21 protein-coding genes are annotated in these 23440 nt (G+C 70.7%); 12 read left to right on the plus strand and 9 right to left on the minus strand.

Going from position 1 to position 23440, the window contains the following annotated elements:
* Positions 1-144: 144 nt before the first annotated feature.
* The 5 genes from AAC944_RS28295 to AAC944_RS28315 form a co-directional block, all read right to left on the minus strand.
* Positions 145-867: a hypothetical protein gene (locus AAC944_RS28295; RefSeq protein WP_368397326.1), complete on the minus strand. Its 723-nt coding sequence runs from the start codon at positions 865-867 to the stop codon at positions 145-147.
* Between the two features lie 502 nt (positions 868-1369).
* Positions 1370-2842: a catalase gene (locus AAC944_RS28300; protein WP_030622042.1), complete on the minus strand. Its 1473-nt coding sequence runs from the start codon at positions 2840-2842 to the stop codon at positions 1370-1372.
* A 205-nt stretch (positions 2843-3047) separates the two neighbouring features.
* Positions 3048-4565 (minus strand): thiamine pyrophosphate-binding protein, encoded by a 1518-nt coding sequence (locus AAC944_RS28305; protein ID WP_051872252.1) that lies wholly within the window; start codon positions 4563-4565, stop codon positions 3048-3050.
* A gap of 24 nt (positions 4566-4589) precedes the next feature.
* On the minus strand, positions 4590-5486 hold the full coding sequence (locus AAC944_RS28310; RefSeq protein ID WP_368396479.1) for a 2-hydroxy-3-oxopropionate reductase: 897 nt from the start codon (positions 5484-5486) through the stop codon (positions 4590-4592).
* A gap of 25 nt (positions 5487-5511) precedes the next feature.
* A complete protein-coding gene (locus tag AAC944_RS28315; protein WP_368396480.1) occupies positions 5512-6357 on the minus strand; it encodes a TIM barrel protein in 846 nt (281 codons plus the stop codon).
* A 135-nt stretch (positions 6358-6492) separates the two neighbouring features.
* On the opposite strand from AAC944_RS28315, the gene AAC944_RS28320 reads away from it, so the two are divergent.
* From AAC944_RS28320 to AAC944_RS28360, 9 genes are all read left to right on the plus strand, one after another.
* A complete protein-coding gene (locus tag AAC944_RS28320) occupies positions 6493-6768 on the plus strand; it encodes a YkoF family thiamine-binding protein (RefSeq protein ID WP_030613392.1) in 276 nt (91 codons plus the stop codon).
* Positions 6765-7145: a helix-turn-helix domain-containing protein gene (locus AAC944_RS28325; RefSeq protein ID WP_030613389.1), complete on the plus strand. Its 381-nt coding sequence runs from the start codon at positions 6765-6767 to the stop codon at positions 7143-7145. The genes AAC944_RS28320 and AAC944_RS28325 overlap by 4 nt, the downstream gene beginning before the upstream one ends.
* A 175-nt stretch (positions 7146-7320) precedes the next feature.
* On the plus strand, positions 7321-7833 hold the full coding sequence (uraD, locus tag AAC944_RS28330; protein WP_030613386.1) for a 2-oxo-4-hydroxy-4-carboxy-5-ureidoimidazoline decarboxylase: 513 nt from the start codon (positions 7321-7323) through the stop codon (positions 7831-7833).
* Positions 7830-8246: a hydroxyisourate hydrolase gene (uraH, locus tag AAC944_RS28335; protein WP_030613383.1), complete on the plus strand. Its 417-nt coding sequence runs from the start codon at positions 7830-7832 to the stop codon at positions 8244-8246. The genes uraD and uraH overlap by 4 nt, the downstream gene beginning before the upstream one ends.
* 7 nt (positions 8247-8253) lie before the next feature.
* The gene (pucL, locus tag AAC944_RS28340) at positions 8254-9186 is read left to right on the plus strand and encodes a factor-independent urate hydroxylase (RefSeq protein ID WP_030613381.1); all 933 of its coding nucleotides are present in this window, start codon (positions 8254-8256) and stop codon (positions 9184-9186) included.
* A gap of 89 nt (positions 9187-9275) precedes the next feature.
* Positions 9276-10685, plus strand: a complete 1410-nt coding sequence (locus tag AAC944_RS28345) for a nucleobase:cation symporter-2 family protein (RefSeq protein ID WP_030613379.1) — start codon at positions 9276-9278, stop codon at positions 10683-10685.
* Between the two features lie 43 nt (positions 10686-10728).
* Entirely contained in the window at positions 10729-12129 is a 1401-nt protein-coding gene (locus AAC944_RS28350; protein ID WP_030613376.1) for an 8-oxoguanine deaminase, read from the plus strand.
* Between the two features lie 301 nt (positions 12130-12430).
* Positions 12431-13861, plus strand: a complete 1431-nt coding sequence (locus tag AAC944_RS28355; RefSeq protein WP_030613373.1) for a nucleobase:cation symporter-2 family protein — start codon at positions 12431-12433, stop codon at positions 13859-13861.
* Between the two features lie 190 nt (positions 13862-14051).
* Positions 14052-15446, plus strand: a complete 1395-nt coding sequence (locus AAC944_RS28360; protein ID WP_051871683.1) for a nucleobase:cation symporter-2 family protein — start codon at positions 14052-14054, stop codon at positions 15444-15446.
* A gap of 60 nt (positions 15447-15506) precedes the next feature.
* On the opposite strand, the gene AAC944_RS28365 is transcribed toward AAC944_RS28360, so the two are convergent.
* The 3 genes from AAC944_RS28365 to AAC944_RS28375 all read right to left on the minus strand — a co-directional run bounded on the left by AAC944_RS28365 (position 15507) and on the right by AAC944_RS28375 (position 18935).
* Positions 15507-16316, minus strand: a complete 810-nt coding sequence (locus AAC944_RS28365) for a chitosanase (protein WP_030613367.1) — start codon at positions 16314-16316, stop codon at positions 15507-15509.
* A 169-nt stretch (positions 16317-16485) separates the two neighbouring features.
* A complete protein-coding gene (gene aceB, locus AAC944_RS28370) occupies positions 16486-18105 on the minus strand; it encodes a malate synthase A (protein ID WP_030613360.1) in 1620 nt (539 codons plus the stop codon).
* Positions 18106-18341: 236 nt separating this feature from the next.
* A complete protein-coding gene (locus tag AAC944_RS28375; protein WP_030613357.1) occupies positions 18342-18935 on the minus strand; it encodes a nucleotidyltransferase family protein in 594 nt (197 codons plus the stop codon).
* Between the two features lie 478 nt (positions 18936-19413).
* On the opposite strand from AAC944_RS28375, the gene AAC944_RS28380 reads away from it, so the two are divergent.
* The gene (locus AAC944_RS28380) at positions 19414-19740 is read left to right on the plus strand and encodes a DUF5955 family protein (RefSeq protein ID WP_051871667.1); all 327 of its coding nucleotides are present in this window, start codon (positions 19414-19416) and stop codon (positions 19738-19740) included.
* A 79-nt stretch (positions 19741-19819) separates the two neighbouring features.
* Here the strand turns inward: AAC944_RS28380 and AAC944_RS28385 are convergent, their stop codons facing one another.
* Positions 19820-20620: an IclR family transcriptional regulator gene (locus AAC944_RS28385; protein WP_030613351.1), complete on the minus strand. Its 801-nt coding sequence runs from the start codon at positions 20618-20620 to the stop codon at positions 19820-19822.
* 361 nt (positions 20621-20981) lie between these two features.
* Here AAC944_RS28385 and AAC944_RS28390 point away from each other — a divergent pair, with 361 nt between their 5' ends.
* A complete protein-coding gene (locus AAC944_RS28390) occupies positions 20982-21767 on the plus strand; it encodes an aspartate/glutamate racemase family protein (protein WP_030613348.1) in 786 nt (261 codons plus the stop codon).
* A gap of 78 nt (positions 21768-21845) precedes the next feature.
* On the plus strand, positions 21846-23369 hold the full coding sequence (locus AAC944_RS28395; RefSeq protein ID WP_030613344.1) for an NCS1 family nucleobase:cation symporter-1: 1524 nt from the start codon (positions 21846-21848) through the stop codon (positions 23367-23369).
* Positions 23370-23440 lie beyond the last annotated feature (71 nt).

The following is a 23440-nucleotide window of genomic DNA, read 5'->3' on the forward strand; positions in this document are numbered from 1 at the left end:
TCCTGGACGACTGCCCGTGATGTGTGGCCCAACGGGGGAGGGAGGGGCGACGGCGCCGCACGGGCCGTAAATCATGGGTCCAGGACCCCACCCCGCAGCCCCCGGCCCCGCCACCACGACGCAACCGAGGCCGCCCCCCCCCGATCACGGTCCGTTCCGGATCAACTCATCCGCCGCATCGTTCACCGGCTGCGGCGTACCCGTGAGATCCATGACGAACAGCGGCAAGTGCAGCGCATCCGCGCGGGCCCGGGCATCCTGGGCGTACCCCGCCAGCGAGAAGAACACCGCGAGCGCGGAGTCGTTGAGCCCGTTCAGCCACACCGTCTCGATCTCCCGCAGCCGCGTCGGCCGCGTGGTCGGATCGACCTGTGCCACCAGCCCGCTGCCGCGCACGTCCACCCCCGACGAGCTGCGCTCCGGAGCCCGTACGAGCTCGGTGAAGCCCAGCCACTTCAGGTACTGCACGGCGGCGGTGACGCAGTCCCGGGCCGTCCGTATCGTCACGGGCCGGAAGGCGGGCCGCAGTACGGCCGGCCGCACGGGGGAGCGGTAGCGCTGCGCCGCACGCCCGGGCGGGATGGTCTCCGGTGCCGGCGGGCCCGGCGCCGGCACCACCGGAACCCGGACGACCGTGCCGCAGGCGCACGCCGACTCCGGTGCCGGCCACTCGTCCAGCCGGCCGCAGGACTCGCACCGTACCTCGACCCAGGAGCTCTGCCAGGTGCGGTGCTGGATCTCCACGGGCACCCCGCCGCGCAGCACGGGCATGGTCAGCGGCGCCCCGCAGGCACACGGGAAGGTGGGCGGCGTGAAGGCGTTCTCGCGGCGGCACGTAGGGCAGCGCACCGGCACGCTGTCGGCCATGTTCGGCTCCCGGCGGGTTGGTCGGTCCATCACCGTCCATGGTCCCCCGGAACACGTCGTTCGCGCGGCGAAACGCGACGAGAAAGACACAGTGCCCGGCACCTCCGTGACCGTACGGAGGCGCCGGGCGCTGCGGGTGGTTCCCGCCCGGTGGCACGGGTTACAGGCGCGACAGGACACGCGCCACCGGACGGAGTCTGTGAGGAGGGGTAGCTGGGGACGGGGTGCTCCGCGGTGCGGGGGAGAGGACGCGTCCTTCCCTATGAGACGCGCCCGTACCACCGCACTGGCTTCTCCCGTTGCACCGCGGAGCCACCGTCGGCCGGCGGCCGTGGCCGCCGGCCGGTCCGTACCGCCCGGCCACCCCTCAACGGGCCGGACGGTACGGACGCGCAAGGTTGCTGACCTCCCGTCAGCCCTCACGCAGCTTGTCGGACCGGTACCGGTCCTCAGGGACCCTTACGGGCCCTTACGGGCCCTCACGGGCCCTTCCGGACCGTTGTCAGTCCTCCCGCAGCTCGCGGACCTTGGCCTCCACACGCTTGCCGTAGTCCTGGTCGGCCGCGCTGAAGTGCGCGATCATCTTCTCGATGACGTCGTCGCGGGAGACCTGCGAGAGCCCGCCGGCGATGTTCGCCACCAGCCGCTGCTTCTCCTCCTCCGACATCAGCCGGTAGAGCTCGCCGGCCTGGAAGAAGTCGTCGTCCTTGGTGTGCTGCGGCGCCTCGTGGGTGCCGGTGTGGCCGGTGACCGCGAACGGGGCGGACAGCGCATCGTTCGTCTGGACCGGGCCGTCGTAGCTGTTCGGCTCGTAGTTCTTGGCGTGCCGGCCCTGGGAGTTGGACGCCATCAGGCCGTCGCGGCCGTAGTTGTTGGCGACGGTCGCCTTGGGGGCGTTGACCGGCAGCTGGGTGTGGTTGACGCCCAGGCGGTAGCGCTGCGCGTCGGCGTAGGCGAAGAGCCGGCCCTGGAGCATCTTGTCGGGGGACGGGCCGATGCCGGGCACGAAGTTGTTCGGCGAGAACGCGGACTGCTCGACCTCGGCGAAGACGTTGTCCGGGTTGCGGTCCAGGACCATCCGGCCGACGCGCTGCAGCGGGTAGTCCTTGTGCGGCCACACCTTGGTGAGGTCGAACGGGTTGAAGCGGTAGTCCGCCGCCTCGGCCGCCGGCATGATCTGCACGTACAGCGTCCAGGACGGGTACACGCCGCGCTCGATGGACTGGAGCAGGTCGGTCTGGTGGCTGTTGGGGTCCTTGCCGGACAGCTCGGCGCCCTGGTCGGCGTCCAGGCAGCGGATGCCCTGGTTGGTCTTGAAGTGGTACTTGACGAAGAACTGCTCGCCCTTGGCGTTGGTCCACTGGTACGTGTGCGAACCGAAGCCGTGCATGTGGCGGTAGGACGCGGGGATGCCGCGGTCGCCCATCAGCCAGGTGATCTGGTGGGTCGCCTCGGGGGAGTGCGCCCAGAAGTCCCAGACGTTGTCCGGCTCCTGCTTGCCCGTGAAGGGGTCGCGCTTCTGGGAGTGGATGAAGTCGGGGAACTTCAGCGGGTCCTTGATGAAGAACACCGGGGTGTTGTTGCCGACGAGGTCGTAGTTGCCCTCCTCGGTGTAGAACTTGACCGCGAAGCCGCGCGGGTCACGCGCGGCGTCCGGGCCGCCGAGGTTGTCGGCGACGGTCGAGAAGCGGATGAACAGCTCGGTCCGCTTGCCGATGGTGTTGAGGAAGTCGGCGCGGGTGAAGCCGGTGACGTCGTCGGTCACCTCGAAGTAGCCGTAGGCGCCGGAACCGCGGGCGTGCACCACACGCTCCGGGATGCGCTCCCGGTTGAAGCGGGCGAGCTTCTCGATGAGGTGCTGGTCCTGCAGGACGATCGGGCCACCGACGCCGGCGGTGGCGGAGTTCTGGTTGTCGGCGACGGGGGCGCCCGACTCCGTGGTGAGTGTGCGCGCCGTCAGCGTGGGCTTCGACATGGTGACCTTCCGTACGAAGAGCGCGGAAGCCGACTTCCGCATGTTGGAGCGTATGGAGGGCTCCAACCAAACGTCAACAGTTTGTTGAAAACTTGCTGGGGTCCTTCTACCACCGCACGGAGCGGCCGGAAAAGGGTCCCGGCGGCGGCACCTGGGCGCGACAGGACAGGTGTCGGCGCCGCCGCCGGAGTCTGTGTGCGAGGCGTCAGGCCTCGGGCGCGGCCAGGACGGTGACCAGCGCCGGGCGCCGCGTGGAGACGGTCTCCTTGCGGGCCCACGCCAGTGCCGAGCGCAGGTCCTCCCGGCCGGTGACCCGGCGCCCCGAGCAGCCGTACGCCTCGGCGATGCGCACGGTGTCCGGACCGCGCTCGTCCCGGCCGAGCAGCAGCTGCACGTACGGCACTCCGTACTCCGCCGCGACCGCCAACTCGTCGGACGGGGACGGCAGTCCGTCACCCGCGCCGATGCCGACCACCACGGCGTCCGGTGCCACGGCGGCCAGCGCGGCCCGGGCCCCGAGCGCGGCGGGGATCTCCCAGCCCGGCGGTCCGCCGCGGCCCCGGAGCAGCAGCCGCCGCGGTCGGCGGACCGGTAACCGCGCGCCGCCCCACTCCGCGTACACCTCCTCCGTGAGGACGAAGCAGGTGTCGGGGTCCGTACCGAAGACCGCGTCGATCTCCGCGTGCACCCGCGCGGCCGGGATCGGGCCACCGCCCGGCCCCTCCGCCCGGACCGCGGCCCCGGCGGGTCCGGCGGGCCCGGCCCAGGAGCGGGAGCGCCGCCGCGTGCCCGCACGGGCCGCGCCGAGCAGCGCCTCCAGGAACAGCCGCGCGTCGGCGACGATCCCGAGTCCTGACGTGCCGTACCCGCCGAGCGCCGACGGGTCGGCGTCCACCTGGACCACCGTCCGCACCCCCGCGAGGAGGCCGGCGCTCCGTCCGGTGCCGATCGCGAGCACGCAGTCCGCCGCCTCCAGCGCCCGGTCCGCCGCGGGGCTCCCGAGGGTCCCCACGTAGCAGCCGTGCCCGTCGCCCGCGCAGCCGCGGCCCCTGGGGGTGTCGGCGAACGGTGTCCGCAGCCACTCCGCCAGCGCGCACAGCGCGGTGCCGGCCCCTGACTCCGGCACCCCGCCGCCCGCCAGCAGCAGCGGCCGGCGCGCGGCCGGCAGCAGCTCCAGCACGGCTGCCACCTGCGCCGGCCGGGGCGCGCCGCTCCGTACCGGCAGTGGTGCGCCGGCCGCCGGTCCGCCGGCGACGTCGGCCTCGGCCGCTTCCGCCGACAGCTCCACCAGGACCGGTCCCGGCCGCCCCTCGCGGGCCGTACGGAACGCCTCGCGCAGCGCCCAGGGCAGGCGGGCGGGCGAGGCGGCCCGCAGGACCCGCTTGGTCACCGGCCGGGCCGGTCCGGCGGAGCCGGGGCCCGCGGCGAGGCAGACCAGCGGTACGCCGTCGGCACGCGCGGTGTGCAGGCCGGGCACCAGTCCGGGCCCGGACGCCGCGCCCGCGACGACCACTCCGGTCCGGCCGCCCGTACGGGCCCAGCCGTCGGCCATGTGCACGGCGGACTGGGGGAGCCGGGCCGTCAGGCGGCCGATGCCGTCCGCCGCGAGCGCCGCGTAGAGCGGGTGGCCGGGCGCGTCCGGGCACCCGAAGGCGTGATCGGCACCCTCGTCCCGGACGATCCGAGCGGCCACCGCAGCGGCGGTCGTCGTCGGCATCGGCATCGGTCGCTCCCCCCGGCCCGTCCGTCAGTCCTTGACGGGCTGTCCGGAGAGGCGTTCGACGCCGCGGAGGAGGGCTGAGTGGTCCAGGCCGCCGTCGCCCTGGGCGCGCAGCGAGGCCACCAGGTTGGCGACGACCGCGCCGACGGGCAGGGCCGCGCCGACGTTGCGGGCGGCGTCGGTGACGATGCCCATGTCCTTGTGGTGCAGGTCGATGCGGAAGCCGGGCTGGAAGTCGCGGTTCTTGAAGTTGTCCTTCTTGCGGGTCAGGACGGTGGAGCCGGCCAGTCCCCCGTTGAGGACGTCCAGCGCGGCACCGAGGTCCACGCCGGACTTCTCCAGGAAGACCACGGCTTCGGCGCAGGCCTGGATGTTGACGGCGACGATGAGCTGGTTGGCGGCCTTGACGGTCTGGCCGGCGCCGTGCGGGCCGCACAGCACGATGGTCTTGCCCAGGGCCTCCAGCAGCGGCTTGGCGGCGTCGAAGTCGGCCTGCTCGCCGCCGACCATGATGGAGAGGACGGCCTCGATGGCGCCGGCCTCGCCGCCGGAGACGGGGGCGTCCAGGACGCGGAGGTTCTTCTCCGCCGCGGCGCGGGCGAGGTCGATGGAGGTCTGCGGGGTGATCGAGGACATGTCGATCAGCAGCGCGCCGGCCTTGGCGTTTTCCAGGATGCCGTCGGGGCCGTAGGCGACGGCCTCGACCTGCGGGGAGGCGGGGACCATGGTGACGACGACGTCGGCGTCCTTGACGGCCTCGGCGATGGAGGCGGCCGCGGTGCCGCCGGCCTTGGCGAGCCGGTCGAGCTTGTCCTGCTCCAGGGTGTAGCCGGTGACGGAGTAGCCGGCCTTGATCAGGTTCTCCGCCATCGGGGAGCCCATGATGCCCAGACCGATCCACGCGACCTTGGGGAGAGTACTCACGAGTGCTGCCTTTCGACGGTCGGGATCAGTGCTGGTCAGCGGCGCGCAGCGGGGCGGGGAGCCACTCGAAGGCGCCGGCGCTCGGGCGGTCGCCGGGCTTGTACTCCAGGCCGACCCAGCCGTCGTAACCGGCCTTCTTCAGGCGGTTGACCAGGTCGGTGAAGTCCAGGTGGCCGGTGCCGGGCGCGCCGCGGCCGGGGTTGTCGGCGATCTGCACGTGCCCGGTCTTGTCCGTGTACGTGTCGATGACCTCGTTGAGGTCCTCGCCGTTCATGGCCAGGTGGTACAGGTCCATCAGGAACTTGGCGTTGCCCAGGCCCGTCGCCGCGTTGACCTTGTCGACGACCTCGATGGCCTTGGGCGCCGAGACGATCGGGCAGCGCGGCGACTCGGGCCGGTTCAGCGCCTCGACCAGCAGGGTCGCGCCGATGGAGTCGGCGGCACGCGCTGCCAGCGTGAGGTTGGCGAGGGCCACCTCGTCCTGGAGGGCCGGATCGACGCCCTCGATGCGGTTGCCGTAGAGCGCGTTGAGCGCCTTGCAGCCCATCGTGCGGGCGAACTCCACCGCCACGGGCACGTTGGCGCGGAACTTCTCGGACTCCTCGCCGGGCAGGGAGAGCGCGCCGCGGTCGGGCCCGGGCAGCTGCCCGGCGTAGAAGTTGAGGCCGACCAGCCGGGTACCGGCGTCGTTCAGCGCGTCCCGCAGCGCGTCCAGCTCGGCCTGGGCCGGCACCGGCGCGTCGACCCACGGCCACCACAGCTCGACCGCGGTGAAACCGGCGGCGGCCGCCGCGGCGGGCCGCTCCAGCAGCGGGAGCTCGGTGAAGAGGATCGACAGGTTGACGTCGAAGCGCGTGTCGGTGAAGCCCATGCGGGGTAAGCGCCTTCCGTATTACGAAACTTTCTTTCTGCTTATTGGAAGACTGCCCCCGGAGGGAAAAGCTGTCAAGGGGTCTCCGGCGGCCGATTGTGGTGACCGGCGCGAGGTCGGCAGTAGGTTGACGGTGTGCGATTGAGAGTTGAGTTCACGACGGAACCGTTCGATCTGGACGAGGCCCCGGACCACGCCGTGGTGGCCCGCGAGGTCGTCACGGGCGCCGAGCTGGACGCCGTCGACGTCGGCCCCTTCGGCAACACCGCCGAGGGCGAGGCGGAGCGGGTGCTCACCGCGGTGGACGCGCTGCTGCGGCAGTCCCTGGCGGCCGGTGCCACCCGCGTCTCGCTCCAGGTCAACGTCGTCCCCGACGGCGCGGCCGGCGGCGGCGAGGAGGCGGAGCGGTGACCGGGCCTGCCGACCACCCGTTCGTCCGGGCGGTGAAGCCGCTGGTGGATGCGATGGGCGGGGAGATGGTCGCGCCGGAGCTGGCGCGGGGTGACGACGTCGTGCTGACGTGGGAGGGGGCCGACCGGGTCGCCGTACGGCTGCCGCACCTCTCCGACTCCCTCGATCATCTGCTGGCGGACCTGGAACGCCGGCACGGCTGCCCGCTGGCCGAGCTGGACCGCAAGACCAAACAGTCGGTCGTGCGCATCCTGGAGACCCGCGGCGCCTTCTCCGTACGGCATGGCGTGGAGACGGTCGCGAGTGCCCTCGGGGTGTCGCGGTTCACCGTCTACAACTACCTGAACAGGGAGAACGCGGCCAAGAGCGAAAGCTGACGGGTGTCCGTCCTTTACCTCGCGGCAAAGTGGCACAAGCCGTCGTTCCGGGTTTCCGGAGCGGCGGCTTTTGTGTTGCCGAGTTTTCAACAAAGTGTTGACGTGGTGTTGCCGGGGGACTTAGCTATGGCCAGCCCGTTCAACGCACAGCACGACGCAGCCACGGAGGCTTCCCGTGTCTTCGAGTTCGACTCCGGGGCTCACCCGGTTCAACACCGCCGACGTCAGCGAGGCCAGGGCCGCGCTGCACGAGGTGTGTGCCAGCGAGGCGTGGGGGAGCAAGATCCTCGCGCAGCGCCCCTACGCCGACGCCGACGCCCTCTTCGCCGCCAGTGACGCCGCCATGGCCGAGCTGACCGCCGAGGACCTGGCGGAGGCGATGGCGGGGCACCCGCCGATCGGCCGCCCCAAGCCGGGTGACCCCACCTCCTCGCGCGAGCAGCGCGGGATGGCGGGGGCTTCCGAAGAGCTCAAGGCCGAGATGCTCGAACTGAACCTGGCCTACCACGAGCGCTTCGGGCACGTCTTCCTCATCTGCGCCACCGGCCTGACCGGCGAGCAGATGCGGGACGCCGTACGTAACAGGATCGACAACGCGCCGGAACACGAACGAGAGATCGTGCGTGGAGAGCTCGTCAAGATCAACCGCATCCGCCTCACCCGTCTTGCCGAAGGAGACGCAGCATGAGCAGCGACACGGCTGCCGACCGTACGTCGGTGTCCACGCACATCCTGGACACCAGCGTCGGCCGCCCCGCCGAGGGAGTGGCCCTCACGCTCTCGGTGCGCTCCGGCTTCGAGGGGGCGTGGACCGCACACGGCGCTTCCAAGACGGACGCGGACGGGCGTTGCAAGGACCTGCCGGCCCTGCCGGAAGGCACCACCCATGTGCGCCTCGACTTCGAGACCGAGGCGTACTTCTCTGCCCACCAGCAGAGTTCGAACAAGCAAGCCGAGGAACAGCAGGACGCCCCCGCGCTACGGGACAGCGGAGCCTTCTTCCCGGAGGTGGCAATCACCTTTGCCGTCAAGCCGGGCGAGCACTACCACGTACCGCTGCTGCTCAACCCGTTCGGCTACTCCGTATACCGAGGGAGCTAGCACCGACATGCCCACGATTCTCGGCCAGAACCAGTACGGCAAGGCGGAAAACCGGGTCGTCAAGATCACCCGGGACGGGGACACCCACCACATCAAGGACCTCAACGTCTCCGTCGCCCTCTCCGGCGACCTGGAGGAGGTCCACCTGTCGGGGTCCAACGCCAACTGCCTGCCGACGGACACGACGAAGAACACCTGCTTCGCGTTCGCCAAGGAATACGGCATCGAGTCCGCCGAGCAGTACGGCATCCACCTCGCCCGGCACTTCGTCGACAGCCAGCCGTCCATCCACCGGGCGCGCATCCGCATCGAGGAGTACGCCTGGGAGCGCATCGCCGGCTCCGACGCCAACTCCAAGTTCATCGGCGCCGACGAGGTCAAGCACTCCTTCGTCCGCAAGGGCCAGGAGGTCCGCCTCGCGCAGATCACGTACGACGGCGAGAAGTTCGAGATCCTCTCGGGCCTCAAGGACCTGACCGTGATGAACTCCACGAACTCCGAGTTCTGGGGCTACATCAAGGACAAGTACACGACGCTCCAGGAGGACTACGACCGGATCCTCGCCACCTCGCTGTCCACCTGGTGGCGGCACAACTGGACGTCCGACGAACAGCGGATGCCCCAGTGGGACAAGTCCTACGAGCAGGCCAAGAAGCACATCCTCCAGGCCTTCGTCGAGACGTACTCCCTCTCGCTGCAGCAGACCCTCTACCAAATGGGTTCGCGGGTCATCAACAACCGCAGCGAGATAGACGAGATCCGCTTCTCCGCGCCGAACAAGCACCACTTCCGCCAGGACCTCTCCCCCTTCGGCCTCGACAACGAGGCGAAGGACGGAGCCGTCTACTACGCGGCGGACCGCCCGTACGGGCTCATCGAAGCCACCATCCTGCGCGACGGCGTCGACGCACGCATCCCGGTGGACATGACCAACCTCTGACGGCTCTCCCACGCCGCGAAGTGCCTCGTTTCCCCCTCCCGTTCACCCGCACGGCGGGAGGGGGCCGCGAATCCTGAGGGGAACGACCCATGGCACAGCAAGCGCACGTAGAGAAACACCCCGTACCGCCCGCCCCCGTCCACCCCGTGGACGAGAAGCTGGGGCCCAAGCGGCTCGTCCCCGCCGCCCTCCAGCACATCGCCGCCATGTACGCCGGTGTGGTCACCCCTCCGCTCATCATCGGCCAGGCCGCCCACCTGGACCCGTCCCAGCAGACCCGGCTGATCGCCGCGAGTCTCCTCATCGCCGGCCTCGCCACGCTCCTGCAGACGCTCGGCCTCGGCAAGTTCGCCGGCAACCGGCTGCCGTTCGTGAACGCCGCCTCCTCGGCCGGCATCACCCCCATGCTCGCCATCGCCGAGACCAGCGCCGAAGGGCACCAGCTGCCCGCGATCTACGGCGCCGTCATGGTCGCCGGCGTCTTCTGCCTGGCCGTCGGCCCCTTCTTCGGCAAGCTCCTGAGATTCTTCCCGCCGCTGGTCACCGGCGTCGTGATCACCCTCATCGGGGTGACGCTGATGCCCGTACCCGTCGGCTGGGCACAGGGCGGCGACGCGCACGCCGCCGACCACGGCGACATGAAGTACCTGGCACTGGCCGGCTTCACGCTCGTCGTCATCCTGCTCATCCAGCGCTTCTTCCAGGGCTTCATCAAGCAGATCGCGCTCCTGCTCGGCCTGGTCATCGGCACCCTCGCCGCGATCCCCTTCGGCATGGCGGACTTCTCCGCGATCCGCGAGGCGCCCGTCGCCGCGCTGCCCACCCCCTTCGCCTTCGGCCCGCCCGAGTTCCAGCCCGCCGCGATCCTCTCGCTGTGCATCGTGATGCTCGTCCTGATGACCGAGTCGTCGGCCGGCATGCTCGCCCTCGGCGAGATCTGCGACCGTGAGTGCACCAGCCGGACCATCACCCGCGGCCTGCGCACGGACGGCATCGCCACCCTCATCGGACCGGTCTTCGGCGGCTTCCCCACCAGCGCCTTCGCCCAGAACGTGGGTGTCGTGTCGCTGACGAAGGTGCGCAGCCGCTACGTCGTGGCCGTCGCCGGCGGTGCCCTCATCGTCCTCGGCGCCTTCCCCGTGCTCGGCGCGCTCGTCAACCTGGTCCCGATGCCCGTCCTCGGCGGCGCCGGCATCGTCCTCTTCGGTTCCATAGCGGTCAGCGGTATCCGCACGCTCTCCGAGGCCGGCCTGGACGACAGCTCCAACATCATCCTCGTGGCCGTGTCGCTCGGTGCCGGGATCATCCCGCTCGCCGCGCCGACCTTCTACGCGGACTTCCCCGCCTGGGCGCAGACCGTCCTCGGCTCCGGAATCAGCGCCGGAGCGCTCGTCGCGGTCCTGCTCAACCTGTTCTTCCATCATCTCGGCACCCGGAGCACCACACGGGCGGCAGTACTGTCAGCTGCCTCGCCCGGCTCCGGCACTCAAATCCCGTAGGGCCATGCCGTGCCCAAAACCGCCAAAGATCGAAGGAACCGCCATGGCAGCATCGGCATCCCCTGACAGCGCGGTCGCGCGCATCATCATCGAGAACTGCGCGATCGCGACCGTCGACGCCGACGACACCGAGTACGCGAGCGGACATGTCGTCGTCGCCGGCAACCGGATCGAGTCGGTGGGCGCGGGTCCCGCGCCCGAGGGCCTGGACGGTGTCGTCCGCCGTGTCGACGGCACCGGCCACCTGCTCACCCCCGGCCTGGTCAACACCCATCACCACTTCTACCAGTGGATCACCCGCGGCCTCGCGACCGACCACAACCTCTTCAACTGGCTGGTCGCGCTCTACCCCACCTGGGCCCGCATCGACGAGCCGATGGCCGCGGCGGCCGCGCAGGGCTCGCTGGCGATGATGGCCCGCGGCGGCGTCACCACCGCCATGGACCACCACTACGTCTACCCGCGCGGCTCCGGCGACCTCTCGGGCGCCATCATCAAGGCCGCGTCCGACATGGGCGTACGCTTCACGCTCGCCCGTGGCTCGATGGACCGCGGGGAGTCCGACGGCGGTCTGCCGCCGGACTTCGCCGTGGAGTCCCTGGAGGGCGCGCTCGCGGCCACCGAGGAGACCATCGACCGGCACCACGACGCCTCCTTCGACGCGATGACGCAGGTCGCCGTCGCGCCCTGCTCGCCGTTCTCGGTCTCCACCGACCTCCTCAAGCAGGGCGCCGAACTGGCCCGCCGCAAGGGCGTACGCCTCCACACCCACGGCAGCGAGACCGTGGAGGAGGAGAAGTTCTGCCACGAGCTGTTCGGCATGGGCCCGACCGACTACTTCGAGTCCACCGGCTGGCTCGGCGAGGACGTGTGGATGGCGCACTGCGTCCACATGAACGACTCCGACATCGCCGCCTTCGGCCGTACGGGTACCGGCGTGGCGCACTGCCCGTCGTCCAACGCGCGCCTCGCGGCCGGCATCGCCCGCGTCCCCGACATGCTCGCGGCCGGCGTCCCGGTCGGCCTCGGCGTGGACGGCACCGCCTCCAACGAGTCCGGTGAGCTCCACACCGAACTGCGCAACGCGCTGCTCATCAACCGCCTCGGCGCGCACCGCGAGGCCGCCCTGAACGCCCGTCAGGCGCTGCGCCTGGGCACGTACGGCGGCGCGCGGGTGCTCGGCCGGGCGGCGCAGATCGGCTCGGTGGAGGAGGGCAAGCTCGCCGACCTGGTGCTGTGGAAGCTGGACGGCCTGGGCCACTCCACCATCGCCGACCCGGTCACCGCGCTGGTCTTCGGCGCCGCGGCCCCGGTGACGCTCTCGCTCGTCAACGGAAAGCCGGTGGTCGAGGACGCCCGCCTCCTCACCGTCGACGAGGACGCCATCGCACGCACCGCCCGGGACGAGTCGCAGCGGCTCGCCCGGATCGCCGCCGCGGGCTGACCCGCCCCGGCGCAGTACGACCGCAGACTCGGCCGGAGGGGACGGCCTCCGGCTGAGCTTGTGGATCCGAGCGGGATCCACGAGCGCCGCTCCCGGGGACGCGGGCACGAACCCGCGTCCCTGGGGCCGGTATCCCACCCCTTCCGCTCCCTCAGCGTCACCCACGCACCTCCCCCCACGTGCGCCACGAGCGCCACCTGTATCTGCATCCCACCCGCACCCGCACGGCATCACATGGCAAGCCCTCCGTGACAGGCTCGTGCCACCGGCCCGGTGGCACAGAAATCGAAGGAGGCCCGCAGTGGCCGCAACTCCCGGGCAGCACGTGGAGGGGGACCGGAAACACCCGGTCGACGAGACCCTTCCGCCCTTCAGAATGTTCACCAGCGGCCTGCAGCATGTGGCCGCGATGTACGCGGGTGTGGTGGCCCCGCCGATGATCGTCGGACCGGCCTGCGGGCTGAGTGCGACCGAGACCGCGTTCCTCATGGGCGCCAGCCTCTTCACCGCCGGCATCGCGACCCTGCTCCAGACGCTCGGCTTCTGGAAGATCGGCGCGAAACTCCCGTTCGTCAACGGCGTCTCGTTCGCCGGTGTGACCCCGATGGTCGCCATCGGCAAGGCGCAGAGCCCGGAGAACGCGCTGCCGATCATCTTCGGAGCGGTGATCGTCGCCGGCGTACTGGGCTTCCTCGTCGCGCCGTACTTCTCCAAGCTGGTCCGCTTCTTCCCGCCGGTGGTCACCGGCACCGTCATCACCCTGATCGGCGTCTCGCTGCTCCCGGTGGCCTTCAACTGGTCCCAGGGCGGCAACGCGGCGGCACCGGACTACGGTTCGCTGACCAACATCGGCATGGCGGCCCTGACGTTCGTGATCGTGCTGGTCCTGCGGCGCACCCTGCGCGGCTTCCTCCAGCAGATATCCATCCTGCTCGGCCTGATCGCCGGCACCCTGATCGCGATACCCGTCGGCATCACCGACTTCAGCGTGATCGCCGAGGCCGACGTCGTCGGCTTCCCGACCCCCTTCCACTTCGGTGCCCCGCAGTTCGAGATCGCCGCGATCGTCTCGATGTGCATCGTGATGCTGGTCTGCATGACCGAGTCGACCGCCGACATGCTGGCGCTCGGGAAGATCGTCGGACGGCCCGCCGACGAGCGGACCATCGAGGGCGGCCTGCGCGCCGACACCCTCGGCACGGCGATCAGCCCGGTCTTCAACGGCTTCGCGTGCAGCGCGTTCGCACAGAACATCGGCCTGGTCGCGATGACCAAGGTACGCAGCCGCTTCGTCGTCGCCACCGGCGGCCTGATCCTCATCGTCCTCGGCCTCTGTCCGGTCGCCGCTTCCGTGATCTCCCTCGTCCCGCTGCCGGTCCTGGGCGGCGCGGGCATCGTGCTCTTCGGCTCGGTCGCCGCCAGCGGCATCCAGACCCTGGCGACCGCGGCCCTGGAGAAGGGCGAGAACGCGCTGATCGTCGCGGCGGCCGTCGGCATCGGCCTGATACCGATCGCGGCGCCCGACTTCTACCACAACTTCCCCAAGGACCTGCTGGTCGTGCTGGACTCCGGCATCTCCACCGGCTGTCTCGTCGCCATCGTCCTCAACCTGCTTTTCAACCACCTTCGCGCAGGCCGTGAAGGTGAACAGGAGGCGTCGGCGGGACTTCTGGAGGATGGAATTCCGTCACAGCGGCCGGCCGAAGGGTCTTCCGCTGCCGGGGTGCACTGACGTAACGTCGTCCCGCCACAGCGCAGACGGAAGTTACTTTCCAGTCTTGAGGTCGGCCCGCCCTGGGCTCCCGTACGCATCCGTGCGCACGCCGTACGCATGCCGCGTGCATGCCGTGCGCATCCGTACGCGCACGGAGCCCACGGGCGGCGCCGGCCGCATCCCGTACGAGACGGAAGAAGCGCCACCCATGAGTTCTGCCCGCGTCCCGTCCGACGCCCCCGCGCCACCCACGAGCGGCACCGCCGCCGTTCACCCCGTCGACGAGGTGCTGCCGGCGGGCCGCATGCTCGTCGCGAGCCTCCAGCACGTCGCCTCGATGTACGCCGGTGCCGTCTCCGTACCGCTCGTCGTCGCGGTCGCGGCCAAGATGTCCGCCGCCGACACCGCCGTCCTGATGGGCGGCAGCCTCCTGATGGCCGGTATCGCGACGCTCCTCCAGACGCTCGGCCTCGGCAACTTCATCGGTTCCCGGCTGCCGTTCGTCAACGGCGTCTCCTTCGCGGGCGTCGGCGTGATGCTGACGATCCTGACGACCGAGGGCGGGGTGCAGGCGGGGATGCCCGTCGTCTTCGGCGCCGTCATCGTCTCCAGCCTCTTCGGCTTCCTGGTGAGTTCGTACTTCTCGCGCCTCGTACGCTTCTTCCCACCGGTCGTCACCGGCTCCGTCATCCTCCTCATCGGCGTCTCCCTGATCCCGGTCGCCTACGAGTGGGTCGTGGACGGCGCGCCGTCCGGCACCCCGGACCCGAAGAACATCGCCCTGGCCGCCGCCACCATCGTGATGATGCTGCTCCTCCAGCGCTTCACGCGCGGCTTCCTCAAGCAGATCAGCATGCTCTTCGCGATGCTCTTCGGCACCCTGCTGGCGATCCCGATGGGCCTCGCCGACTTCTCGAAGCTGGACGGCGCCACCGCGTTCGGCGTCCCGGCCCCCCTCCACTTCGGCGCCCCCCAGTTCTCCCTCCCCGCGATCATCTCCATGTGCGTGGTGATGCTCGTGATCCTCACCGAGTCCACCGCCGACATGATCGCCCTGGGCAAGATCGTCGATAAGGACGTCGACGAGAAGACCATCGCCCGCGGCCTGCGCGCCGACAGCCTCGGCTCCGCGCTCAGCCCGCTCTTCAACGCCTTCCACGCCAGCGCGTTCGCGCAGAACATCGGCCTGGTCGTCATCTCCAACGTCCGCAGCCGCTTCGTCGTGGCCCTGAGCGGCGGTCTCCTCGTCCTCATCGGCCTCAGCCCGGCCGCCGCGGCGCTGATCTCCGTCGTCCCCATGCCGGTACTGGCCGCCGTCAGCCTCTTCCTCTTCGGCTCCATCGCCGTCAGCGGCATCCAGACCCTGCTCCAGGCCGACCTGCACCGCGGCGACAACGCCCTGATCGTCGTCGTCACCCTCGGCGCCGGCCTCGCGCCCGCCCTCTCCAAGGGCTTCTACGACGCGTTCCCGTCCTGGGCGCAGATCGTCCTCGGCTCGGGCATCTCCACCGGCTGCCTCCTGGCGGTCACCCTGAACCTGGTCTTCAACCACCTGGGCAAGCGCGCCCGCACGGCGGCGGAGGAACCGGCAGCGGCCCACTGACGGCCGTGCGGCGGGCGGGGCGCGCGAGCCGCCCCGCCCGCCGCACACCGTGACCGCCGCTCAGCCGATGTGGTACGGATCCCCGTACACCTTCCAGTCCAGCGGCGGGTCGAGGTTCAGGTTCCCCTTGGTGAGGAAGACCCGCTGCGCGGTGTCCACCCGGCTCGTGTCGCTGTGCGCCTCCTCCTGCTTCATCGCCCACACGCGCGCGTCCAGGAAGGCGCTCAGGTACGTCTTCTCGTCCCCGCCCTGGGCCGGCGGCTCGGCCTTCGCCAGGGCCTTCTTCCGTATGCTGCCGAAGCTGGTGGCGTCGTTCCCGCCGCCGTGCATCACGATGGCGTCGTAGTACGCGAACTGCCCCAGCACGCCGACCCCGTCGGCCTTCCCCTGCTTCACCGCCGGGTCGAAGTACACCCGGTCCCGCTCGTCGTTCTGCGCCTTCCGGAACGCCGGGTCCTTGGCGGCGGTCCTCCAGTCCTTGGTGAAGCCCGGGTCCAGCCCCTCGTGCGAATCGCTGCCGTCCACCTCCCGCAGCGCGGGCAGGTACTTCGCGAGCACGTTCCCCGGCTTCCGCTGGGTGTACAGCTCCACCAGCTCCAGCATGTCGTGCGTACCGGAGCAGAACCCGATGATCCCGCCGGTGTACCCGCGGCCGTCCCCGATGTCCTCGATGTACCCGTACTGCGCCTTCCAGTCCAGCGAGGAGTTCTCCGCGCTGGACACCAGCTGCATGGCGATCTCCTTCTTCGCCGGATCGTCGAGCCCGGCCGGCGCGGCGTGTGCCGCCGCGGGCGCGGTGAGGAGGGCGATACCGAGGACGGCACCGGCGGCCGTCCTGCCGGTCACCGCGGCTTTCGATCGGGTGCGCATGGTGGATCGCCTCCAGACAGGAGAGTTCCGTGGGGGGTTCCCCAATCGTTAGGAAGCTTTCCTACCAGACCCGCGAGTTGACGTATACCCGTCAGGACGCGGGGAGTTGGGCGCGACGCGAACGCCCCCGCCGCGGGGTGCGGCGGGGGCGCTCGGTGTACGTGGCGCGTCAGCGCAGCTGGTCGTACGCCGGGAGGGTGAGGAAGGCGGCGTAGTCGGTGTCGAGGGAGACCTGGAGGAGGAGGTCGTGGGCCTGCTGCCACTTGCCGGCGGCGAAGGCCTCCTCGCCGATCTCCTTGCGGATGGCGGCGAGTTCCTCCGCGGCGACCTCGCGGGCGAGGTCGGCGGTGGCCTTCTTGCCGTTCTCGAACTCCACGCCCGCGTTGATCCACTGCCAGATCTGGGAGCGGGAGATCTCGGCGGTGGCCGCGTCCTCCATGAGGTTGAAGATGGCCACGGCGCCGAGGCCGCGCAGCCACGCCTCGATGTAACGGATGCCGACCTGGACGGCGTTGACGAGCCCGTCGTAGGTGGGCTTCGCGTCGAGCGAGTCGATGGCGATCAGGTCGGCGGCCTTGACGTCGACGTCCTCGCGCAGGCGGTCCTTCTGGTTCGGCTTCTCGCCGAGGACCTTGTCGAAGGACTCCATCGCGATCGGGACGAGGTCGGGGTGGGCCACCCAGGAGCCGTCGAAGCCGTCGCCGGCCTCGCGGTCCTTGTCGGCGCGGACCTTCTCGAACGCGACCTTGTTGACCTCGGCGTCGCGCCGGGACGGGATGAAGGCCGCCATGCCGCCGATCGCGTGCGCGCCGCGCTTGTGGCAGGTGCGGACGAGGAGTTCGGTGTACGCGCGCATGAACGGCGCGGTCATCGTCACCGCGTTGCGGTCCGGGAGGACGAACTTGGCGCCGCCGTCACGGAAGTTCTTGACGATGGAGAAGAGGTAGTCCCAGCGGCCGGCGTTCAGGCCGGAGGCGTGGTCGCGGAGCTCGTAGAGGATCTCCTCCATCTCGTACGCCGCGGTGATCGTCTCGATGAGGACGGTGGCGCGGATGGTGCCCTGCGGGACGCCGACGTAGTCCTGGGCGAAGACGAAGATCTCGTTCCAGAGGCGGGCCTCCAGGTGCGACTCGGTCTTCGGCAGGTAGAAGTACGGGCCCTTGCCGAGGTCGAGCAGGCGCTTGGCGTTGTGGAAGAAGTACAGGCCGAAGTCGACGAGGGCGCCCGGGACGGCCTTGCCGTCGAGCTGGAGGTGGCGCTCGTCGAGGTGCCAGCCGCGGGGGCGCATCACGACGGTCGCGAGCTCCTCGGCGGGCTTCAGCGCGTACGACTTGCCGCTGCGCGCGTCGGTGAAGTCGATCCGGCGCTCATAGGCGTCGATCAGGTTGAGCTGGCCGAGGACGACGTTCTCCCAGGTGGGGGCGGAGGCGTCCTCGAAGTCGGCGAGCCAGACCTTCGCGCCCGAGTTGAGCGCGTTGATGGTCATCTTGCGGTCGGTGGGACCGGTGATCTCCACGCGGCGGTCGTTGAGGGCCGCGGGGGCCTCGGCGACCTTCCAGGAGTCGTCCGCGCGGATGTGCGCGGTCTCGGGGAGGAAGTCCAGCGTGCTGGTCCGGGCGATCTCCGCACGGCGCTCGTCGCGCCGGGCGAGGAGTTCGTCGCGGCGCGGGGTGAACCGGCGGTGCAGCTCAGCCACAAAGGCCAGGGCGGCCTCGGTGAGGACCTCGTCCTGGCGCTCCAGGGGCTCGGCGTCGACGATGGCCAGCGGGGACGGCGCTGGTGCGGACATGGGCTGTCACTCCAATTCAGCGGCGGTGCCTGACGGCCGCCGGGTCGCCCTGGCGGCACTGGGTGCCGAGGGCTCCGAGATACGGTCGCGGGCGCCGTCTGGGGTTCAGGGCGCTTCTGACCAGTGGAGAGTAGTTTCCTTATAGCGGAAGTTCAATGGTTTGTTGACGTCGAGATTCTTTTGATCGACAGATGAGGTGATCGAATGGCGCTGAGTGCCATCGCGGTCACGCTCCATCACTGTCCGGCCCCCCGTCCAGAAGCGTCGAGCCGGGGCAGGTCGGCCGGGGTGTCGATGTCGTACGGCTCGGCCACGTCGGCGCACTCCACGAGCGTGAGGGCTCCGGCGTGCGCCGCGAGATAGTCCCGGGCGCCCCGGTCGCCCGCCGCGCCCGCCGCCACCGCCGCCCAGCGCTCCGCGCCGAACAGCACGGGATGCCCGCGCCGTCCCTCGTACGCGGCCGCCGCCAGGTCCGCGCCCGCCTCGTACGCCGCCACCAGCCGGGCCACCGCGGCGGACCCGATGCCCGGCTGATCGACCAGCGAGACCACCACGGCGCCCGCGCCCGTACCGGCCAGCGCGGCGAGCCCGGCACGGAGGGACGTGCCCATGCCCGCCGCCCAGTCCGGGTTCTCGGTGACGGCGTACGCGGACAGCTCGGCCCGCTCGCGGACGGTGCCCGCCGCCGCGCCCAGCACGATGTGCACCGGCCCGCAGCCGCCCTCCCGCAGCACCCGCGCGGCGTTCTCGACCAGCGGCCGGCCGCGGAAGTCCAGCAGCGCCTTCGGGCGCCCGCCCAGCCGCCGTCCGCCGCCGGCCGCGAGCAGCAGTCCGGCGACGGGCGGCCGCCCGGCGGCCGGGTGCGGAGGGAGCGGGGGAGTGGTGGGGTGCGCGTCGGCGCCGGAGCTCGTCATGGGGACTGGCTTACCGCATCCCGGCGCATTGCGGCACGCGGTGGTGCGCGTACTCGTAGAGCGCCGGGCGCACCACGGGCGCGCACCGAAAGTCAAGTGATATCCGGAGCAGCGACGATTCTGCGACAGATTTGCCCATGAGTACGAGGCGAACGGCGCCGGTCACGGTCGCGGCGCTCCCGGCCGCGGGGGCGCGAGGACGGGGCCCGGCAGCCGTCGGGCCGGTCGGGCGTCATCTCGTGGCCGTCCGGAGGTCCAACTGAATTTCGCTCTCCGTATGGCGCGAATAGCGCACCGTGGCGTTAACTGATCCGCGGCTTCCCGATGGAGCGGGGCCGGGTGAGGGGGCGATGTGGTGCGGTGCGAACCAACGGCCGTGGAGGGTGCCGTCGTTGTGGAGCAGTGGCAGAGGCAGAGGCCGAGGCCGAGGCAGGAGACCGGGGTCGAGGACGATCCGCGCGTCGAAGCGCTGCGCGTCGCCGTCGCCCGGCTCCGCCGTGAACTGGCCGCTTACCCGGCGGAGCTGCCCGACCGGGGCGTCGCCGAGGACGAGCTGGCCGCGCTGGACGCGATGGTGACCGGCGGCACGCCGGAAGTGCCACGGCTGCGCCGCTCACTGCTGCTGATCGCGGGGGCCGTGGGGTCGGTCAGTGCGCTGTCGCCGACGCTCACCGAGGTACGCAAGGTCATCGACCTCTTCGGCGATCTGCCACGGGGCTGAGGGGGATAGCCCACGAAGCGGGGCGCGGGGCGACGAGCCCCGCGCCCCGCTTCGTACGTCCGCGGTGTGCGGCTGCCCGCTATGCCGGGTTCTGGTTCGCCAGTGCCACCGACAGCTCGCGGGCGACCTCCTGGAGGACCGGCACGATCTTGTCCGTGGCGGCCTCGGTGACCCGGCCGGTCGGGCCGGAGATCGAGATGGCCGCGGCGGTGGGCGAGTCCGGGACCGGCACGGCGATGCAGCGCACGCCGATCTCCTGCTCGTTGTCGTCCACGGCGAAGCCCTGCCCGCGCACCTCTTCGAGGGCGTGCAGGAAGGCGTCCGGCTCGGTGATGGTCTTCTCGGTCGCGGCCGGCATGCCCGTCCGCCCGAGCAGCGCGCGGACCTCCTCCGGCGCGTGGCCCGCCAGCAGCGCCTTGCCCACGCCCGTGGTGTGCGGCAGCACCCGGCGGCCGACCTCGGTGAACATGCGTACCGCGTGCCGGGACGGGACCTGGGCGACGTACACGATCTCGTCGCCGTCCAGCAGCGCCATGTTCGCCGTCTCGCCGGTCTCCTCGACCAGGCGGGCCAGGTACGGGCGGGCCCAGGTGCCCAGCAGCCGCGAGGCGCTCTCGCCGAGGCGGATCAGGCGGGGGCCGAGCGCGTACCGGCGGTTGGGCTGCTGGCGGACGTATCCGCAGGCCACCAGCGTGCGCATCAGGCGGTGGATGGTGGGCAGCGGCAGCCCGCTGCTGGCCGACAGCTCGCTGAGGCCGACCTCGCCGCCGGCATCTGCCATCCGTTCCAGCAGGTCGAAGGCGCGCTCGAGGGACTGGACGCCCCCGCTCGCGGCTGCGGGCTTGGCTGCGTCGGAAGTGCTGGCGCTGGACGGCGGCACGTCGCGTTCCTTTCGGATCAGGTGGTGTCGGGCCCGGCGCGTGCAGAGGGAGAGTTCCGCGTCCGACCGGGAGCAGCCTACCGTTCCCCTCCTGTCGACACACTGTCTATCGCACAGTCGTTCCCGCCGGTCAGCCCCCGTTTGGCGGCTGACCGGGGGTGCGACCTGGGTTACTCGTCAGGATCCCTTGACGGTCCTAGTGGGCGAAGCTACGTTCTGCAACTCGAAAGCTACCGCCCATTCTGTGGAATCCTCCAATTCACCGAAGCGCCGGGCTTCCCGCTGCCGTCGCCCCTCCCGGGCCGGCACCAAGACCCCGTACCGCTTCCCGCGTTCGGAGCCTCCGGCTTCCTGGAGTGTCATGCGCATTCTTGTCATGAACCCGAATACCACGGCTTCCATGACCGCATCGATCCGCACCACCGCCACCGCCGTCGCGTCCCCCGGCACCGAGATCATCGCCACCGAGCCGCTCTGGGGCCCGGAGTCGATCGAGGGCCACTTCGAGGGCTACCTCAGCGCGGCGGCCGTACTGGACCGCCTCACCACCCTGGACACCCCCTTCGACGCCCTGGTCATGGCCGGGTTCGGGGAGCCGGGCCGGGAAGGCGCCCAGGAACTGCTGGACGTGCCCGTCCTGGACATCACCGAGAGCGCCGCCCAGATGGCCATGATGCTCGGCCACTCCTACGGCGTCGTCACCACCCTGGACCGCGCCGTGCCGCAGATCCGCGACCGGCTGCTGACCGCGGGCCTGCTGCAGCGCTGCGCCGGCGTCCGCGGCACCGGCCTGGGCGTACTGGAGCTGGAGGAGGACCCGGAGCGGACCGCCCGGATCATCGTCGAGACGGCCCGCGAGGCCGTACGGGACGGTGCCGAGGTGATCTGCCTGGGCTGCGGCGGGATGGCCGGGCTCCAGGAGCGGGTCTCGGGCGAGCTGGGCGTACCGGTCGTCGACGGCGTCGCGGCCGCCGTGAAGTTCGCCGAGGCGGTGGCCGGGCTGGGGCTCGCCACCAGCGCCGTACGGAGTTTCGCCGCACCGCGTCCGAAGCGCATCGGCTCCTGGCCGCTCAGTACGCATCTGTCCCTTTCGGTCGTTCCGTCCGCGCGTAACGCAGATTTTTCCGCGGAGACATCAGGCATCTGACATCTGAGCTGTAGCTCTGTCTCTAGACATCAGGCATCTGATGTCTGCAGTATCTGGGTCCCACCCCGGGAGGCTCATGTGGCATCACCACCCCCGCAGCCGGACCCCCGCCTCTTCAACGAGGACCTGGCCCCGGCCCCGGAGCGCAAGTGGGGCACGTACAGCGTCTTCGCGCTGTGGATGTCCGACACCCACGCGATCAGCAACTACGCCTTCGCGTCCAGTCTCTTCGTGCTCGGCCTGCCGGCCTGGGAGGTCTTCCTCGCGCTGCTGGCCGGCATCACGATCGTGTACTGGCTGATGAACCGCATGGGGCACGCGGGCCACCGCACCGGCGTCCCGTACCCCGTGCTCGCACGGGCGAGCTGGGGCGTGTACGGCGCGAACATCCCCGCGCTCCTCCGGGCCGTGATGGCCGTCGCCTGGTACGGCATCCAGACCTGGCTCGCCTCCACGGCGGTGGTGCTGCTCGCGATCCAGGTGGCGCCGGGCCTCGCCGCGTACCACCACAACTCGTTCCTGGGCCTGTCCACGCTGGGCTGGGCCTCGTTCATGCTCATGTGGGGGCTCCAGGCGGTCCTGCTGACCCGCGGCATGGAGTTCATCCGCAAGGTCCAGGACTACGCGACCGGGCCGGTGGTCTGGCTCGTCGTCCTCGCGCTCGCCGTCTACCTGCTGGTCGAGGCCGGCGGCGACATCTCGCTCACCCGCAGCCTGACCGGCCTGAGCGGCGCGGAGCAGGCGCGCGAGAGCCTGATCGCGGTCAGCCTCACGGTCGCCACCTTCCTCACGCTCGTCCTGAACTACGCCGACTTCGCGCGGTTCACGCCCGACCACCGTTCCTACCGGCGCGGCAACCTCATCGGCCTGCCGGTGAACTTCACCGCCTTCGCGGTGGTCGCCGTCCTCGTCACGGCGGGCACGATCTCGGTGTTCGGCGAGGCGATCTATGACCCGGTGAAGGTGATCGAGAAGATCGACAACCCGGTCGTGACGGTGATCGGCGCCCTCTCCTTCATCGTGGCCACGATCGGCATCAACGTCGTCGCCAACTTCGTCTCGCCCGCGTACGACTTCGCCAACCTCGCGCCCAAGTACCTGAACTTCAAGCGCGGCGGGCTGATCACGGCGGTCCTCGCGGTCGTGGTGCTGCCGTGGAAGCTGTACTCCTCGGCGCTGGTGATCCAGTACTTCCTGGGCGGCCTCGGCGCGTTCCTCGGGCCGCTGGTGGCGATCCTGCTGGTGGACTACTACCTCATCCGCCGCGGCCGGATCGACGTGGACGCGCTGTTCGCGGCCGACGCGGCGGGCGCGTACCACTACCGCAAGGGCTACAACCCCAAGGCGGTCCTCGCCTTCGTGCCGTCCGCCGCGGTCTCCGCCGTGCTCGCGCTGGTGCCCGCCTTCGGTGCCGTCGCGCCGTTCTCCTGGGTGTTCGGCATGGGCGTGGCCGGAGCGCTGTACTACGCGGTGTCCCGGAACGGCCGGGTGGTCGGCGGCGCGATCCCGGACTCGATCATCCCCTCGCAGGTCAGGGAGGTATCGGCCACTCCGGCGCCCGCGGCGGACGAGGTGCGGGTGGCGGCCGCCGAGGGCTCCTGAGGGGTCTTGACGGGCCGCCGCCCGAAGTGAAGACTCTTCAACAGTTCGTTGAATTCCGCAGTGCGGAAGAT

This window comes from Streptomyces sclerotialus, assembly GCF_040907265.1.
In the GTDB taxonomy this organism is placed as follows: Bacteria; Actinomycetota; Actinomycetes; order Streptomycetales; family Streptomycetaceae; genus Streptomyces; species Streptomyces sclerotialus.

Bases quoted from the DNA above. Each gene is read 5' to 3' on its own strand.
- AAC944_RS28295 (WP_368397326.1), bottom strand. From the start codon at position 867: ATGGCCGACAGCGTGCCGGTGCGCTGCCCTACGTGCCGCCGCGAGAAC.
- AAC944_RS28300 (WP_030622042.1), bottom strand. From the start codon at position 2,842: ATGTCGAAGCCCACGCTGACGGCGCGCACACTCACCACGGAGTCGGGC.
- AAC944_RS28305 (WP_051872252.1), bottom strand. From the start codon at position 4,565: ATGCCGATGCCGACGACGACCGCCGCTGCGGTGGCCGCTCGGATCGTC.
- AAC944_RS28315 (WP_368396480.1), bottom strand. From the start codon at position 6,357: ATGGGCTTCACCGACACGCGCTTCGACGTCAACCTGTCGATCCTCTTC.
- uraH (WP_030613383.1), top strand. From the start codon at position 7,830: ATGAGCAGCGACACGGCTGCCGACCGTACGTCGGTGTCCACGCACATC.
- pucL (WP_030613381.1), top strand. From the start codon at position 8,254: ATGCCCACGATTCTCGGCCAGAACCAGTACGGCAAGGCGGAAAACCGG.
- AAC944_RS28345 (WP_030613379.1), top strand. From the start codon at position 9,276: ATGGCACAGCAAGCGCACGTAGAGAAACACCCCGTACCGCCCGCCCCC.
- AAC944_RS28350 (WP_030613376.1), top strand. From the start codon at position 10,729: ATGGCAGCATCGGCATCCCCTGACAGCGCGGTCGCGCGCATCATCATC.
- AAC944_RS28360 (WP_051871683.1), top strand. From the start codon at position 14,052: ATGAGTTCTGCCCGCGTCCCGTCCGACGCCCCCGCGCCACCCACGAGC.
- AAC944_RS28365 (WP_030613367.1), bottom strand. From the start codon at position 16,316: ATGCGCACCCGATCGAAAGCCGCGGTGACCGGCAGGACGGCCGCCGGT.
- aceB (WP_030613360.1), bottom strand. From the start codon at position 18,105: ATGTCCGCACCAGCGCCGTCCCCGCTGGCCATCGTCGACGCCGAGCCC.
- AAC944_RS28390 (WP_030613348.1), top strand. From the start codon at position 20,982: ATGCGCATTCTTGTCATGAACCCGAATACCACGGCTTCCATGACCGCA.